At 68.0% G+C, this 13,111-nt stretch carries 14 protein-coding genes; 11 read left to right on the top strand and 3 right to left on the bottom strand.

From position 1 onward, the window contains the following. Positions 1-2 precede the first annotated feature (2 nt). Together AC06FE_RS14565 and AC06FE_RS14560 are read left to right on the top strand one after the other, a co-directional pair. The gene (locus tag AC06FE_RS14565; RefSeq protein WP_478073447.1) at positions 3-1,130 is read left to right on the top strand and encodes an NAD(P)-dependent alcohol dehydrogenase; all 1,128 of its coding nucleotides are present in this window, start codon (positions 3-5) and stop codon (positions 1,128-1,130) included. A 74-nt stretch (positions 1,131-1,204) separates the two neighbouring features. After that, positions 1,205-2,311, top strand: coding sequence for a helix-turn-helix domain-containing protein (locus AC06FE_RS14560; protein WP_478073446.1), 1,107 nt, complete (start codon positions 1,205-1,207; stop codon positions 2,309-2,311). 18 nt (positions 2,312-2,329) lie between these two features. On the opposite strand, the gene AC06FE_RS14555 is transcribed toward AC06FE_RS14560, so the two are convergent. Both AC06FE_RS14555 and AC06FE_RS14550 read right to left on the bottom strand, forming a co-directional pair. Then, the gene (locus tag AC06FE_RS14555; RefSeq protein WP_132865789.1) at positions 2,330-2,815 is read right to left on the bottom strand and encodes a YajQ family cyclic di-GMP-binding protein; all 486 of its coding nucleotides are present in this window, start codon (positions 2,813-2,815) and stop codon (positions 2,330-2,332) included. An 85-nt stretch (positions 2,816-2,900) separates the two neighbouring features. Continuing rightward, the gene (locus AC06FE_RS14550) at positions 2,901-3,992 is read right to left on the bottom strand and encodes a serine hydrolase domain-containing protein (protein WP_478073445.1); all 1,092 of its coding nucleotides are present in this window, start codon (positions 3,990-3,992) and stop codon (positions 2,901-2,903) included. 105 nt (positions 3,993-4,097) lie between these two features. Here AC06FE_RS14550 and AC06FE_RS14545 point away from each other — a divergent pair, with 105 nt between their 5' ends. The 6 genes from AC06FE_RS14545 to AC06FE_RS14520 all read left to right on the top strand — a co-directional run bounded on the left by AC06FE_RS14545 (position 4,098) and on the right by AC06FE_RS14520 (position 9,367). Then, positions 4,098-4,994, top strand: a complete 897-nt coding sequence (locus AC06FE_RS14545; RefSeq protein ID WP_132865787.1) for a DMT family transporter — start codon at positions 4,098-4,100, stop codon at positions 4,992-4,994. Positions 4,995-5,265: 271 nt separating this feature from the next. Beyond that, the gene (locus AC06FE_RS14540) at positions 5,266-6,273 is read left to right on the top strand and encodes a methionine ABC transporter ATP-binding protein (RefSeq protein WP_478073444.1); all 1,008 of its coding nucleotides are present in this window, start codon (positions 5,266-5,268) and stop codon (positions 6,271-6,273) included. Further along, entirely contained in the window at positions 6,270-6,959 is a 690-nt protein-coding gene (locus AC06FE_RS14535; protein ID WP_192287764.1) for a methionine ABC transporter permease, read from the top strand. Before AC06FE_RS14540 ends, AC06FE_RS14535 begins: the two co-directional genes overlap by 4 nt. A gap of 84 nt (positions 6,960-7,043) precedes the next feature. Then, a complete protein-coding gene (locus AC06FE_RS14530; RefSeq protein ID WP_478073443.1) occupies positions 7,044-7,838 on the top strand; it encodes a MetQ/NlpA family ABC transporter substrate-binding protein in 795 nt (264 codons plus the stop codon). A 143-nt stretch (positions 7,839-7,981) separates the two neighbouring features. Then, a complete protein-coding gene (locus AC06FE_RS14525) occupies positions 7,982-8,545 on the top strand; it encodes a CcdC protein domain-containing protein (RefSeq protein WP_478073442.1) in 564 nt (187 codons plus the stop codon). Between the two features lie 60 nt (positions 8,546-8,605). Continuing rightward, positions 8,606-9,367 (top strand): YiiX/YebB-like N1pC/P60 family cysteine hydrolase, encoded by a 762-nt coding sequence (locus AC06FE_RS14520; protein ID WP_132865782.1) that lies wholly within the window; start codon positions 8,606-8,608, stop codon positions 9,365-9,367. A gap of 89 nt (positions 9,368-9,456) precedes the next feature. On the opposite strand, the gene AC06FE_RS14515 is transcribed toward AC06FE_RS14520, so the two are convergent. Continuing rightward, positions 9,457-10,098, bottom strand: a complete 642-nt coding sequence (locus tag AC06FE_RS14515; RefSeq protein WP_132865781.1) for an OmpW/AlkL family protein — start codon at positions 10,096-10,098, stop codon at positions 9,457-9,459. A 202-nt stretch (positions 10,099-10,300) separates the two neighbouring features. Between AC06FE_RS14515 and AC06FE_RS14510 the strand changes: the two genes are divergently transcribed. From AC06FE_RS14510 to AC06FE_RS14500, 3 genes are all read left to right on the top strand, one after another. Beyond that, positions 10,301-10,855, top strand: coding sequence for a DNA-deoxyinosine glycosylase (locus AC06FE_RS14510; protein WP_313252315.1), 555 nt, complete (start codon positions 10,301-10,303; stop codon positions 10,853-10,855). Positions 10,856-11,042: 187 nt separating this feature from the next. After that, positions 11,043-12,422 (top strand): dihydrolipoyllysine-residue acetyltransferase, encoded by a 1,380-nt coding sequence (gene aceF, locus AC06FE_RS14505; protein WP_192287760.1) that lies wholly within the window; start codon positions 11,043-11,045, stop codon positions 12,420-12,422. Further along, positions 12,419-13,078, top strand: a complete 660-nt coding sequence (locus AC06FE_RS14500; RefSeq protein WP_132865778.1) for a hypothetical protein — start codon at positions 12,419-12,421, stop codon at positions 13,076-13,078. Before aceF ends, AC06FE_RS14500 begins: the two co-directional genes overlap by 4 nt. Positions 13,079-13,111: the final 33 nt, after the last annotated feature.

Here is a 13,111-nt window from a genome sequence, read left to right as displayed (position 1 = left end):
GCATGAATGCGATTGATGCAACGCGCGAGATCACCGTGGCAGTGGTGCGCGGCAAGGAACAACCCTTCCATATCGAGCAGGCGCGTATCCGCGGCCCGCGCAGCGACGAGGTGCGGGTACGGATCGTGGCGACGGGCCTGTGCCACACCGACCTGATCGTGCGCGACCAGTACTACCCGGTGCCGTTGCCGATCGTGCTTGGCCACGAAGGCGCGGGGGTGATCGAAGCGATCGGCCCGGAAGTGAAGGGGCTCGCGGTGGGGGACCACGTGGTGCTGGCCTACGGTGCCTGCGGGCATTGCAAGCCGTGCAGCAGCGGCCACGGCGCGTACTGCGTCGACTTCTATGCGCAGAATTTCGGCGGCGCCGCGGCCGATGGTTCCAACGCGCTGGAGGACGCCGACGGCGCCCCGCTGCACGACCACTTCTTCGCCCAGTCCTCTTTCGCCACCTATGCCCTGGCGCGCGAGAACAACGCGGTGAAGGTGCCCGACGACGCACCGCTGGAACTGCTGGGGCCGTTGGGCTGTGGCATCCAGACCGGTGCCGGGGCGGTCATCAACTCGATGAAGGTCACGCCCGGCAGCAGTTTCGCCGTCTACGGGGTCGGTGCGGTCGGCCTGAGCGCGGTGATGGCCGCGCGCGTGGCGGGTGCGGCCATCATCATCGCCGTGGACGTGGTGCCGTCGCGGCTGGCGCTGGCGCGGGAACTGGGCGCCACCCATGTCATCGACAGCCGCACGCAGGACATCGTCGCGGCGGTGCAGCAGATCAGCCCCGGCGGCGTGGACTACGCGCTGGAATCCACCGGCCGCGCCGACGTGCTGGAGCAGGGCGTCACCGCCTTGGCCAAGCTCGGCGTGATCGGCGTGGTCGGTGCTTCGAAGATGGGCACCCAGGCCAGCTTCGACGTCAACAATCTGCTGATGGGCGGGCGTAGCATCCGTGGCGTGGTCGAAGGCGACAGCGTGCCGCAGGTGTTCATCCCGCAACTGGTGCAGTTGTACCTGCAGGGGCGCTTTCCGTTCGACCGGCTGGTGACGTTCTACCCGCTGGCGCAGATCAACCAGGCGGCCGAGGACAGCCGCCGTGGCATCACGCTCAAGCCGATCCTGCGCATCGGCGGCTGAAGGCGGGACGAGGTGTCGGGAATGCACACAACGCGGGCAGGCCGCCGCCGCGCCCACCCGCAGGAGTCGCCGTGATGACCGGGATCATCCAGGAGCGCCAGCAACAGCTGGCCCAAGCGCGCCACGCGTTCGCCGAAGGCGGACCGCTACCCGTCCACCTGCTGCCGCCCCCGCTGTTGCGCTCGTGGCAACGCTCGCGGCAGGCTGGCGTCGCGCCGCGCGAGGCCCCGATGCTGCAGCCGCGCATCGCCCGTCCACCACCGCCGGAACACCCGGACGACCGGCGCCTGGCACGCTGCGTGCAGCATGAACTGGACCGGCTGTGGGCCGCGTTCTGCGGCCGCCACTGGACCCTGTTCTGCGTGAATGCACAGGGATGGATCGTGGCCCAGCGCGAGCACGGCCTGACCGATTCGCCGCTGCTGCGCTCGATCCAGCTCGGCCGGCGGCTGCGCGAGTCGCAGCTGGGCACCACTGCCCCCAGCTGCGCGCTGGCCGATGACCTGCCGGTGCTGGTGCGTGGCAACGAACACTACCTGGACCACTTCGCGCACACCTTCTGCCTGAGCGTGCCGCTGCATGGGCTGGAAGGCCAGGTGCTGGGCGCGCTGGACATCACCGGCAACGGCGACCGCAACGCCGCCCTGCTGCTGGACTACTTCCGCCAGGCGGCGTTGTCGGTGGAGAACCGGTTGATGCTCGAATGCCGCCCGTGCTACCTGCTGGCCCTGCAGCATGATCCACGCTGGCTGCACACCCCGTTCCAGGGGCTGCTGGCGGTAGAGGAGAACGGGCGCGTCCGTGCCGCCAACCGCATCGCCCGGCGCCTGCTTGACCTGCCACGGCGTGGCCCCTTGCCGGCGCTGATGCTGGAAGGCCTGTTCGCCGCGGCCAACGTGCACCAGCGGCGGCGCCTGCTGCAGGCCGGGGCGGCGCGACGCGTGTCGGTCAGCGAGGACCGGGCGGTGTACGTGCAGTACCTGCGCCCGCCGGTGCCGCGGCGCGGCAGCATCGCCATCCCGGAGGCGGCCCGGCAGGTGGGGCAGGGCTCGCTGCGTGCACAGGGCACGCGTGCGGTGCATGAAGCCATGCAACTGCACCAGGGCAATATCAGCGCGGCCGCGCGCCGGCTCGGCATCTCGCGCACCACGCTGTACCGCAAGTTGCAGCAGGGCGACTGACCCTGCCGCGGCGTTGGATCAATCGCGGAAGTTGTCGAACTGCAGCGGCTGCTCGAACTCACCCTTCTTCAGCAGCGCGATCACTTCCTGCAGGTCGTCGCGCTTCTTGCCGTTCACGCGCAGCTTGTCGCCGTTGATCTGGGTGTCGACCTTGATCTTGGCTTCCTTGATCCTGGCGGCGATCTGCTTGGCTAGCTTCTGCTCGATGCCCTGCTTGACCGTGACCTGCTGGCGCGCGCCGCCCAGGTTGGTCTCGATGTCGCCGAACTCCATGCAGCGGAAGTCGATGTTCCGCGCGGACAGGCGCAGGCGCAGGATGTCGGCCATCTGCTTGAGCTGGAAGTCGGTGGGCGCGGTGAGCTTGATCAGCTTCTCGTCCTCCAGGTCGAACTTGGCATCCACGCCCTTGAAATCGAAGCGGGTGGACAGCTCGCGGTTGGCCTGATCGATGGCGTTGGTCAGCTCGTGCTTGTCAACTTCGGAAACGACGTCAAAAGAAGGCATGGGGGTAACTCCGTTCAATGAAAACCGCCGCCATTCTAGGCGATGCCTTGCACCCCGGTAGAGCACCGCCATGATGCGCCGGCGTTCAGGGCCCCTTCCACTGCGCATGCAGCAGGTTGGACACCGCATAGCAGGCCGGGGCGTCCTTGTTGGACAACACCACCACCGTCTCGCCGGTGCGCGGGTAGTGGCGCACGTCGGTGCAGATGCCGTCGGCGCTGCCGCCATGGCCCCAGCGGAAATCGCGCTCCGGCACGCCTTCGCCATAGCCGGTGGCAAAGAACCCCAGCCCCATGAACTCGCGCTGGGTGCGCGTGGCCTCGGCCAGCAGGGCAGGAGGCAGCAGCTTGCCTGCGTTCAACGCCTGCACGAAGCGCAGCAGGTCGCGCGCGGTACCCACCTCGCCGCCGGCGGCAAAACCGCGCGCCGGCAGCGTGGCGCAGTTGCGCACGCGCTTGCCGTCCACCTCCACGTAGCCCGCGGCCAGGTCGGGGGCCGGGTCGCTGCAGTCCACGAAGCCGGTCCGGGTCATGCCGGCCGGTGCGAGGACGTGCTGCCGGATGTAACTTTCGAAGTCCTGCCCGGACAGTACCTCGACCATCCTGCCGAGCACGATGTAGCCGTAGTTGCCGTACTTCTGCTGCGTGCCGGGCGTGAACTCCGGGGCACGGCCACCGTGCAGCGCGATCATGTCGGCCAGCGTCCGCAGCCGGGCGCGCTCTGCGGAATGCGTGGCACCGAACAGCTCCTCGATGTCACCGGCGCCGGCGCTGTGGGTGAGCAGTTGCCGGACGGTTACCCCGTCGGCGAATGCCCGGTTCGGATAGTCCTTGAGCACCTGCCCGACCGGCGAGTCCAGGCCGAGCTTGCCCGCGGCCACCTGCTGCAGCACCGCCACGCTGGTGAACATCTTGCCGGCCGAGGCGAAGTTCAGGCGGTCACCGGCCTGCAGCGGCGCATCGCCGTTCTCGTCGCGCAGGCCGTAGGCCTTCTCGAACAATACCGTGTCGCCGTTGGCCACCAGTACCACGCCGGAGAACTTGCCGGCCGCTTCCACGCCCAGCGCGAAGCCGTCCAGCTGGGCCAGCGCAAGCGGGTCGGGAACCTCGCCGGCCAGCGACGGCCAGGGCAGTGCGGCCAACAGGCAGGCCAGCAACGGGCGGAGGGGAACGGGCAACCGCGGACACTTCGCTTGCATGGGAATCTCCCGGCACGATGTGGGCTGAACATAGCGCACCGGCCGGGGTTACCGATAATGCGCGCGACAGCGGATAATCGATCCATGTCCGTGACCAAATCCCCCGCGCGCGCCATCATCTGGATGCTGGCCGCCGTCGCCTTCTTTTCGCTGATGGATGCCGGCATGAAGATGCTGGCCGAAAGCTATCCCACCCTGCAGGTGACCACGCTGCGTGGCGCGGCCTCGTTGCCGTTCGTGCTGGTGTGGGTGCTGATGACCGCTGGCCCGCGTTCGATCATCCCGGTGCGCTGGGGCCTGCACCTGCTGCGCGGCGTGCTGGGCATGGTGATGATCGGTTGCTTTGTCTACGCGCTGCGCACGCTGCCGTTGTCCACCGCCTACACGATCTACTTCGTCGCCCCGTTGCTGGTGGCCGCGCTGTCGGTGCCGTTGCTGGGCGAGTACGTGGGGCCGCGCCGCTGGGTGGCCATCGGCATCGGCCTGCTCGGCGTGATGGTGGTGCTGCGCCCGGGCGTGGATGGTTTCATCTCCTTCCCCGGGTTGATGGTGCTGATCGCGGCCACGGCCTACGCGATCGCCGCGGTGACGGTCAGCCTGCTGACGCGCACCGATACCCCGCAGTCGATGGTGGTGTGGTTCCTTCTGATCATGGCGGTGGGTGCGGGCCTGCTGGCCTGGCCGCAGTGGCAGCCGCTGCAGTGGAAGCACGCTGCCCTGATCGCCGGCATGGGCCTGGCCGGGGCGCTGGGCCAGATCGCGCTGACCAAGGCTTTCCAGCTTGGCCAGGCCTCGCTGATCGCGCCGCTGGAGTACACCGGGTTGGTCTGGGTGATCGGCTGGGACCTGATGCTGTGGGACAAGCTGCCCGATCGCTGGACCTGGATCGGCGCGGCGATCATCGTCGCCAGCGGCCTGTACCTGCTGCACCGCGAGCGGGTACAGCAGGCCCATCGGGCCGGACCGGTCGACCATCCCTGAGCCCGCGCCGGCCGCACATAGGCAGGCGATCCCGGTGAGGCCTTTCCGGCCGGGCCCGAAGCCATCCTCCCCTGTTGTCCCCTTGGGCTGCGTCCAGGGGAGGGGGCAGGGCAGCGCCCGGGTCGGGATGGGGCCCGGTGGGCCAGCCGCAGCCCCGGAGATGCCAGCTTAGAACCAAAAGGAATAAGCTTCCGTCCATCAGCACGCGCGCCGGGCGGTCGGCGCTGCTAGGCTGCACGCCCCCCATTCTGTCCCCCCGGTTGCCCAGGCAGTGATCGCGTTCCAGAACCTGCAGAAGTCCTATGTCGTCGATGGTCGCGCGATCACCGCGCTGCATCCGCTTGATCTGACGATCGAGGCCGGCGAGGTATTCGGCATCATCGGCCATTCCGGTGCCGGCAAGTCCACCCTGATCCGCCTGATCAACCGCCTGGAAGCACCCAGCGGCGGCCGCGTGCTCATCGACGGGCAGGACGCCACCGCGCTGGACGATGCCGGCCTGCGTGCGCTGCGCCGCCGCATCGGCATGATCTTCCAGCACTTCAACCTGCTGTCCTCGCGCACGGTGGCGGCCAACGTCGCCTTCCCGCTGGAACTGGCCGGCACCGCGCAGGCCGAGATCGATGCGCGCGTCGCCGAACTGCTGCGCACCGTGGGCCTGGAAGCCCATGCCAGCAAGTACCCGGCGCAGCTGTCCGGCGGCCAGAAGCAGCGTGTGGGCATCGCGCGTGCGCTGGCCACGCGCCCGCAGATCCTGCTGTGCGACGAGGCCACCAGCGCGCTGGATCCGCAGACCACCGCCTCGGTGCTGTCGCTGCTGGGCAAGATCAACCGCGAGCTGGGCCTGACCATCGTGCTGATCACCCACGAGATGGACGTGATCCGCCGTGTCTGCGACCGCGTGGCCGTGCTCGACGCCGGGCACCTGGTCGAGATGGGCCCGGTGACCGATGTGTTCCTGCACCCGCAGCATCCCACCACCCGCCGCTTCGTGTCCGAGTCCGAGCACGTGGACGAAGGCGAGCAGCTGCGCGACTACGCCGCGGTCAACGGCCGCATCGTGCGCCTGACCTTCCTCGGCAATGACACCTACGAACCGCTGCTGGGCCGCATCGCGCGCGAGACCGGGGTGGACTACAACATCCTGTCCGGCCGCATCGACCGGATCAAGGACACGCCCTATGGCCAGCTGACCGTCGCACTGGTCGGGGGTGACCAGGACGCGGCGCTGGCGGTGTTCGCCGGCGCCGGCGTACACGTGGAGGAGCTGCGCCAATGATGTTCGCGACCGCAGGCGGCTTCTTCCGCCACCTCGATGCCGGCAAGTGGGCCGACATCGGCCAGGCTACCCTGGACACCCTGCTGATGCTGGCCGGCTCGTTGCCGCTGACCATGGCCATCGGCCTGCCGCTGGGCGTGCTGCTGTTCCTGACCGGTTCGCCGCAGCTGCACCGCAAGCCGGTGGTCTACGGCGTGCTGGCGCTGCTGGTGAACCTGCTGCGCTCGGTGCCCTTCATCATCCTGATGATCGTGCTGATCCCGGTCACGCTGGGCCTGATGGGCACCTCGCTGGGCGTGCGCGGCGCGATCCTGCCGTTGGTCGTCGGCGCCGCGCCGTTCTATGCGCGCCTGGTCGAGACCGCCTTGCGCGAAGTGGACCGCGGCGTGATCGAAGCCAGCCAGGCGATGGGGGCGACCACCCGCCAGCTGGTGTTCAAGGTACTGCTGCCGGAGGCGCGCCCGGGCCTGATCGCCGGCGCCACGGTCACTACCATCGCGCTGATCGGCTTCACCGCGATGGGCGGTGCGATCGGTTCCGGTGGCCTGGGCGACCTGGCCTTCCGCGACGGCTACCAGCGCTCGCATACCGACGTGGCGCTGGTCACCGTGGTGCTGCTGCTGGTGCTGGTCCAGTTGCTGCAGATGGCCGGCGACCGGCTGGTCGCGCACTACAGCCGCAAGTAAGCCGCGCCCGGCCGTGCGTCGTCCGCGCGGTGGGCCTGTTACGGTATGCCGTCCACCATCCTTCCCCACGGGATCCTGATTCCTATGAAAAAGCTGCTCGCCTTCCCCCTGTTCGCCGCCGCGCTGGCGCTTTCGGCCTGCGGCAAGCCGGCCGCGGATGAGTCCAAGCTGGTGGTCGCGGCCACCGCGGTGCCGCACGCCGAGATCCTGGAAGTGGTCAAGCCGCTGATGCAGAAGGAAGGCGTCACGCTCGACGTGCGCGTGTTCAACGACTACGTGCAGCCCAACGACCAGCTGGTGCAGAAGCAGGTGGACGTGAACTACTTCCAGACCGAGCCGTACCTGCAGGCCTACAACCGTGACCGCAAGACCGACCTGGTCACCGTCACCGGCGTGCACATCGAGCCGTTCGGTGCCTATTCGCGTCGCTTCACCTCGCTGGCCGAACTGCCCAGCGGCGCCGACGTGGTGATCCCGAACGACCCCAGCAACAACAGCCGCGCGCTGATCCTGCTGGACAAGGCCGGCGTCATCAAGCTCAAGGACCCGTCCAACGCACTGTCCACCCAGCGTGACATCGTCGAGAACCCCAAGGGCCTGAAGTTCCGCGAGCTGGACTCGGCGATGCTGCCGCGCGTGCTCGACCAGGTCGACCTGGCCCTGATCAACACCAACTACGCGCTGGATGCGGGCCTGAACCCGACCAAGGATGCGCTGGCCATCGAGAGCAGCGATTCGCCCTACGTGAATTTCCTGGTCGCGCGCCCGGACAACAAGGACGACGCCCGCGTGCAGAAGCTGGCCAAGGCCCTGACCAGCCCGGAAGTGAAGGCCTTCATCGAGCAGAAGTACAAGGGCGCGGTACTGCCGGCGTTCTGACCCACGCACCGCTCGTGCCGGGCCACGCGCGGCAGGGGCGTGCCCGGTGAAGTCCCGGCGGGGCATGGCTCCGCTCTACCGGCCATCACGCGCGCCGGCCTATGCTCCCCGTTCCCGCTGCATCACGAACGGACCCTGACACCATGCCGATGCTGTTCGCCCTGCCGTTGGGGCTGCTGGTCTTCGTTGCGATCACGCTGCTGCTGTTGCCGCTGTCGCTGTGGCAGCGCGTGCGCAATGGTGGCGCGCGACGCCAGGCGCGGCCCTGGCTGGTCACCTTCAATTTCTGGGGCACGCTGGTCTCGACCGTGATGTTCGTGGTGTTCACCGCCATCGCCGGCTTCTGGTGGACCAACGCCTGGGCCTATGCCGCCCTGGGATGGCTGGTGGGGCTGCTGGTCGGCGTGCTGGGCTACCGGCTCACGCGGTTCGACCCGGGTCCGGACGTGCTGTTCTACAAGCCCAGCACGGCGCTGGTGCTGCTGTTGACCCTGATGATCGTGGTGCGCCTGGTGGCAGGCCTGGTGCAGGGATGGCAGGCCTCGGTGAACGGCGTGGCCTGGCCGCAAAGCGGCTGGCTCAGCCATGCCGGCCTGCTGGCGATGGCGGCCCTGCTGCTGGGCTATGCCGGCATGTACGCACTGTTGCTGCGGCGACGGGTACGGCATCACCTGCGCTACCGTCGCCACGACCGCAGCATGCGCTGATCCATGGCGGCCACGCCGGGCTGCCGGTAGGCTGGTGCAACGATCCTGCCGGGGGTATCCATGGGCGTGTTGAACCTGCTGGGACGCCGGATGGCGCATTTCCTCGCCCAGCCACGGCGTCGCCAGATGCGGCCGTCCACCAGCGACCCGGCGTTGCTGGCGCGGACGCTGCGACGCGGCGACGTGCTGCTGGTGGAAGGCAACAGCCGCTTCGCCACGGCGATCAAGTACCTCACCCAGTCCACCTGGTCGCACGCCGCGCTGTACATCGGCGAGGAGCCATTGCACGAAGGCGGGCGGCCGCAGCCGATGCTGATCGACGTGGACGTGGAGCAGGGCGTGCGGCGCATTCCGCTCAGCGAGTTCGCCCACCAGCACACGCGCATCTGCCGTCCACAGGGGCTGGCGCCGATGGTGGTGGAACAACTGGTCGCATTCATGCGTGCACGGCTGGGCTACAGCTACGACCTGAAGAACGTGTTCGACCTGGCCCGTTACCTGATCCGCCAGCCGCCCGTGCCCGGCAACATGCGCCGGCGCCTGATCGCGCTGGGCAGCGGCGAACCGACCAAGGCGATCTGCTCGACCTTGCTGGCGCAGGCATTCGAGTCGATCCGCTACCCGATCCTGCCCGAGATCGAAACGGTGCTGGAGCAGGCCGGTGGCCGCGAACAGCGGCTGGAGATCCTGCACATCCGCAACTACAGCCTGTACACGCCGCGCGACTTCGACGTCTCGCCGTTCTTCGACGTGATCAAGCCACGCCTGCAATCCGGCTTCGACTACCTCGCCCTGCAATGGAGCGAAGACGGCACCCCGTGAAGCCGCCCTGCGGCTGCGTGAACGAAGACAGGCACGGACCGCGAACGGTCCGTGCCTGTTGGATCAACCGCTGCTTTGTTCTGGAGGAATCAGAAGCGGGCGCCGATACCAAAGCCCACGGTCCACGGGTCCAGCTTCAGGTCCTGACCGGTGCCGGCGCCAGCGACGCGCAGTTCCGGACGGGCGTGCATGTAGCGTGCATCGGCACGGGCGAACCAGGTGGAGTTGATGTTCATGTCCACGCCGACGGTGCCGATGGCGCCCTTGGCGGTTTCCACGGCGACGTGGTCGCCGGTGCCGGACAGGCCATCGATCTTCTCGTTGCTGAAGTTCGACTCGTAGTAGCCCACGCCCACGAACGGGCGGAACACGTTGTCAGCCGCGCCGAAGTGGTACTGCGCGCTCAGCGCGATCGGCTGCTGCTCGACCGAGCCGGCCTTGGCGCCACCATCGGTGCGCACGCGGTGGTTGAACTTGTCGGCAGCACCCCACAGTTCCACGGCGATGTTGTCGTTGAAGTAGTAGCTGGCGCTCAGCGTCGGGGCCGGGCCGCCATCGAACTTGTCGATGCCGTCCACCGGATCGCTCTTGGGCTGCAGCAGCGCAACGCCGCCAACCACGGCAAAATGCTTGCCCGATGCAGTGTCAGCCGTGCCGTCCTGCGCGAACGCAGTGGAAGAAAGCGCAAGTGCGCCCAGGGTGGCAAGGCTCAGAATCTTGATCGAACGCATGACAAACTCCTCGTCTCTCTATCGGGACATTGTTGTTTTCGAGGCCCTCGTTGCGGGGCGTGGCAAACCCTAGCGATGCGAAGATGAATCGCTCTGTACGCATGGGGTTTTTTCTGTGCATGCGTTCAGTAAGCAATGGACGAAACCCCATGAAATCGGGACAAACCACCCAAAGTCCGTTCACGATGTTGTGGCGCGCGTGATGGACGAACAGCTACTGCACGGATTGCCTGCGCAGGTGAATGCGGATTGCCGGGTGCTGGTGCTGGGTTCGATGCCGGGCGCGGTGTCACTGCAGCAGGCGCGTTACTACGCGCATCCGCGCAACCGCTTCTGGCCGTTGATGGGCGCGTTGTGCGGATTCGATCCCGCGCTGGAGTACACGCAGCGCCTGCACTGCCTGTTGCAGTCCGGGGTCGGCGTCTGGGACGTGATCGGCCAGTGCCGGCGCAGTGGCAGCCTGGATGCGGCCATCGAGCGGGGCAGCGAAGTGCCCAATGCGCTGCCGGCGCTGATCCAGGGCCTGCCCGGGCTGCGCGCCATCGCCTGCAATGGCGGTGCGGCCGCCGCGGCGTTCCGGCGCTGGGTGTCCCCGGCTTTGCCGCCTTTGGCGGCTGCGCTGCCGGTGCTGGCGCTGCCTTCCACCAGTCCGGCCAACGCGGCATGGACATTGCCGCGCCTGTGCGCGGCCTGGGCGCCACTGCAGCCGTGGCTGGAAACCGGCGCGCAAGCTGGCCCAACGGCCCGTGGCCGTTGACGGGCAGGACATCAGGGACAACCGTTCGGGTCAGTATTGATGACCTGGCTGGGACAACCGTCGCGCCCGGCCGGGCTTGGGGCGTGGCTGTCCAGGGACATACGTAGGCGAATTCAGTGGAGGCGGTTGGCGCTGCGGCCCGGGGACGCCACAATAGGAGATTCCCTCACTGTTGCTGGAGTTATTCATGGCCGAAATCAAGGAAGCACTTGTCCCCGATATCGGTGACTACAGCGACATTCCGGTGATCGAGATCCTGGTTGCCGTCGGCGACACGGTGAAGAAGGACCAGGGCCTGGTCACGCTGGAATCGGACAAGGCCACGATGGAAGTGCCGTCCGCCTATGCCGGCGTGGTCAAGGAACTCAAGGTCAAGGTGGGTGACACCCTGTCCGAGGGCAAGGTCGTGGCCGTGATCGAAGTGGCCGAGGAGAGCGCCGCCAAGCCGGCCGCCGCTGCTGCCCCGGCCGCGCCGGCCAAGGTCGAGCCGACCGCCGAGACCGGTGCCAAGGTCGAGCCGGTGGCTGTTGCCCCGGTGGCCGACAAGCTGGCCCAGCGCGAGATCCAGCAGGAGGACGCGCTGCCGGCCGGCACCCCGGCGACCCCGCCGGTGCAGTTCAACGCCGAAGGCGTGTTGCCGTCCAAGGTGCCGTATGCCAGCCCTGCAGTGCGCGTGTTCGCCCGTGAGCTGGGCGTGGACCTGGCCCAGGTGGGGGGCAGCGAGAAGGGCGGCCGCATCACCAAGGCCGACGTGCAGAAGTTCGTCAAGGGCGCCCTGAGCGGTGGCGTGGCCGTGGCCGGTGCCGCACCGGCCGCCGCCGGCGGTGGCCTGAACCTGCTGCCGTGGCCGAAGGTGGACTTCAGCAAGTTCGGCGAGACCGAGGTGCAGCCGCTGTCGCGCATCAAGAAGATCTCCGGCGCCAACCTGGCCCGCAACTGGGCGATGATCCCGCACGTCACCCAGTTCGACCAGGCCGACATCACCGAGCTGGAAGCCCTGCGCGTGGCGCTGAACAAGGAGAACGAGAAGGCCGGCATCAAGCTGACCATGCTCGCCTTCCTGATCAAGGCCAGCGCCGCGGCGCTGAAGAAGTTCCCCGAGTTCAACGCCTCGCTCGATGCCAGCGGCGAGAACCTCACCCTGAAGAAGTACTTCCACATCGGCTTCGCCGCCGACACGCCGAACGGGCTGGTCGTGCCGGTGATCCGCGACGTGGACAAGAAGGGTGTGGTGCAGATCGCGCAGGAAACCGGCGAGCTGGCGAAGAAGGCGCGCGACGGCAAGCTCGGCCCGGCTGACATGAGCGGCGGCTGCTTCTCGATCAGCTCGTTGGGGGGCATCGGCGGCACCGCCTTCACCCCGATCGTCAATGCACCGGAAGTGGCCATCCTGGGCGTGTCCAAGTCCTCGATCCAGCCGGTCTGGAACGGCAAGGAATTCGCCCCCAAGCTGCTGCTGCCGCTGTCGCTGAGCTACGACCACCGCGTCATCGACGGCGCGCTGGCCGCACGCTTCACCACGTACCTGTCGCAGGTGCTGGCCGATATGCGGCGCGTGCTGCTGTGACATCGGCCGCGCTCAAGCGGGCGCTGTTGATCGCGTTGCTGGGGCTGGCATCCTCGCCGGCCCTGGCTGCTCGCCAGTGCGAAGCAGTGGTCGGCGAAGGCTGGCCGCCGGCGGTGGGCAACTACGGCCAGGCCGCCGCGCAACTGCTGGGGGGCCAGGCCGAAGACGGTCTGTCGCTGCTGGTGTTGCCGGCGCGGGGCGTGGAGACCCAGGTGCTGCTGCGGCGCGACGCCGGCAGCAGCCAGTGGCAGGTGCTGGCCGGCCAGGCCGACAAGCGCATCTACAACTGGGACGGCGGTGCCAGCCGTGGCGGGGTGAACCTGCGCCTGGACCAGTCGCCGGAGTTCGCCCAGGCACCCCTGCCCGATGCACTGGCCCAGCGCCTGGTGGCGGCATGGGCCAGTGCCCTGGCCACGCCCGAAGTGGCTGCGCGTGCACCGGTGACCGATGGCGAGGTGGTGTCCTTCACCATCAACGGCGAGCGTTACAGCGGGTTGCGGCCCGGTTGCGGCCAACTGGCGGAGCTGCTGGAGCAGGCTGCGCTGCTGGTCGAGCTGGCGCACAGCAAGGACAAAAAATACGAGAAGCGCTACGAGGGCATCGAACGCGCGCTCGACAAGATGCATGACCGGTTCTACGGCGAAGACGCCGGCTGAGCCCACAGGAGAAGACAATGGCGACGATTGAAA

The sequence above is a fragment of the Stenotrophomonas sp. Steno-C18 genome (assembly GCF_056393195.1).
The sequence above is the reverse complement of the archived record's forward strand: the minus strand, read 5'-3'. Positions and strand labels throughout refer to the sequence as shown.

Excerpts from the sequence above, each read along its gene's own strand:
- AC06FE_RS14565 (WP_478073447.1), top strand. The coding sequence starts at position 3 with ATGAATGCGATTGATGCAACGCGCGAGATCACCGTGGCAGTGGTGCGC.
- AC06FE_RS14560 (WP_478073446.1), top strand. The coding sequence starts at position 1,205 with ATGACCGGGATCATCCAGGAGCGCCAGCAACAGCTGGCCCAAGCGCGC.
- AC06FE_RS14555 (WP_132865789.1), bottom strand. The coding sequence starts at position 2,815 with ATGCCTTCTTTTGACGTCGTTTCCGAAGTTGACAAGCACGAGCTGACC.
- AC06FE_RS14545 (WP_132865787.1), top strand. The coding sequence starts at position 4,098 with ATGTCCGTGACCAAATCCCCCGCGCGCGCCATCATCTGGATGCTGGCC.
- AC06FE_RS14535 (WP_192287764.1), top strand. The coding sequence starts at position 6,270 with ATGATGTTCGCGACCGCAGGCGGCTTCTTCCGCCACCTCGATGCCGGC.
- AC06FE_RS14530 (WP_478073443.1), top strand. The coding sequence starts at position 7,044 with ATGAAAAAGCTGCTCGCCTTCCCCCTGTTCGCCGCCGCGCTGGCGCTT.
- AC06FE_RS14525 (WP_478073442.1), top strand. The coding sequence starts at position 7,982 with ATGCCGATGCTGTTCGCCCTGCCGTTGGGGCTGCTGGTCTTCGTTGCG.
- AC06FE_RS14520 (WP_132865782.1), top strand. The coding sequence starts at position 8,606 with ATGGGCGTGTTGAACCTGCTGGGACGCCGGATGGCGCATTTCCTCGCC.
- AC06FE_RS14515 (WP_132865781.1), bottom strand. The coding sequence starts at position 10,098 with ATGCGTTCGATCAAGATTCTGAGCCTTGCCACCCTGGGCGCACTTGCG.
- AC06FE_RS14510 (WP_313252315.1), top strand. The coding sequence starts at position 10,301 with ATGGACGAACAGCTACTGCACGGATTGCCTGCGCAGGTGAATGCGGAT.
- aceF (WP_192287760.1), top strand. The coding sequence starts at position 11,043 with ATGGCCGAAATCAAGGAAGCACTTGTCCCCGATATCGGTGACTACAGC.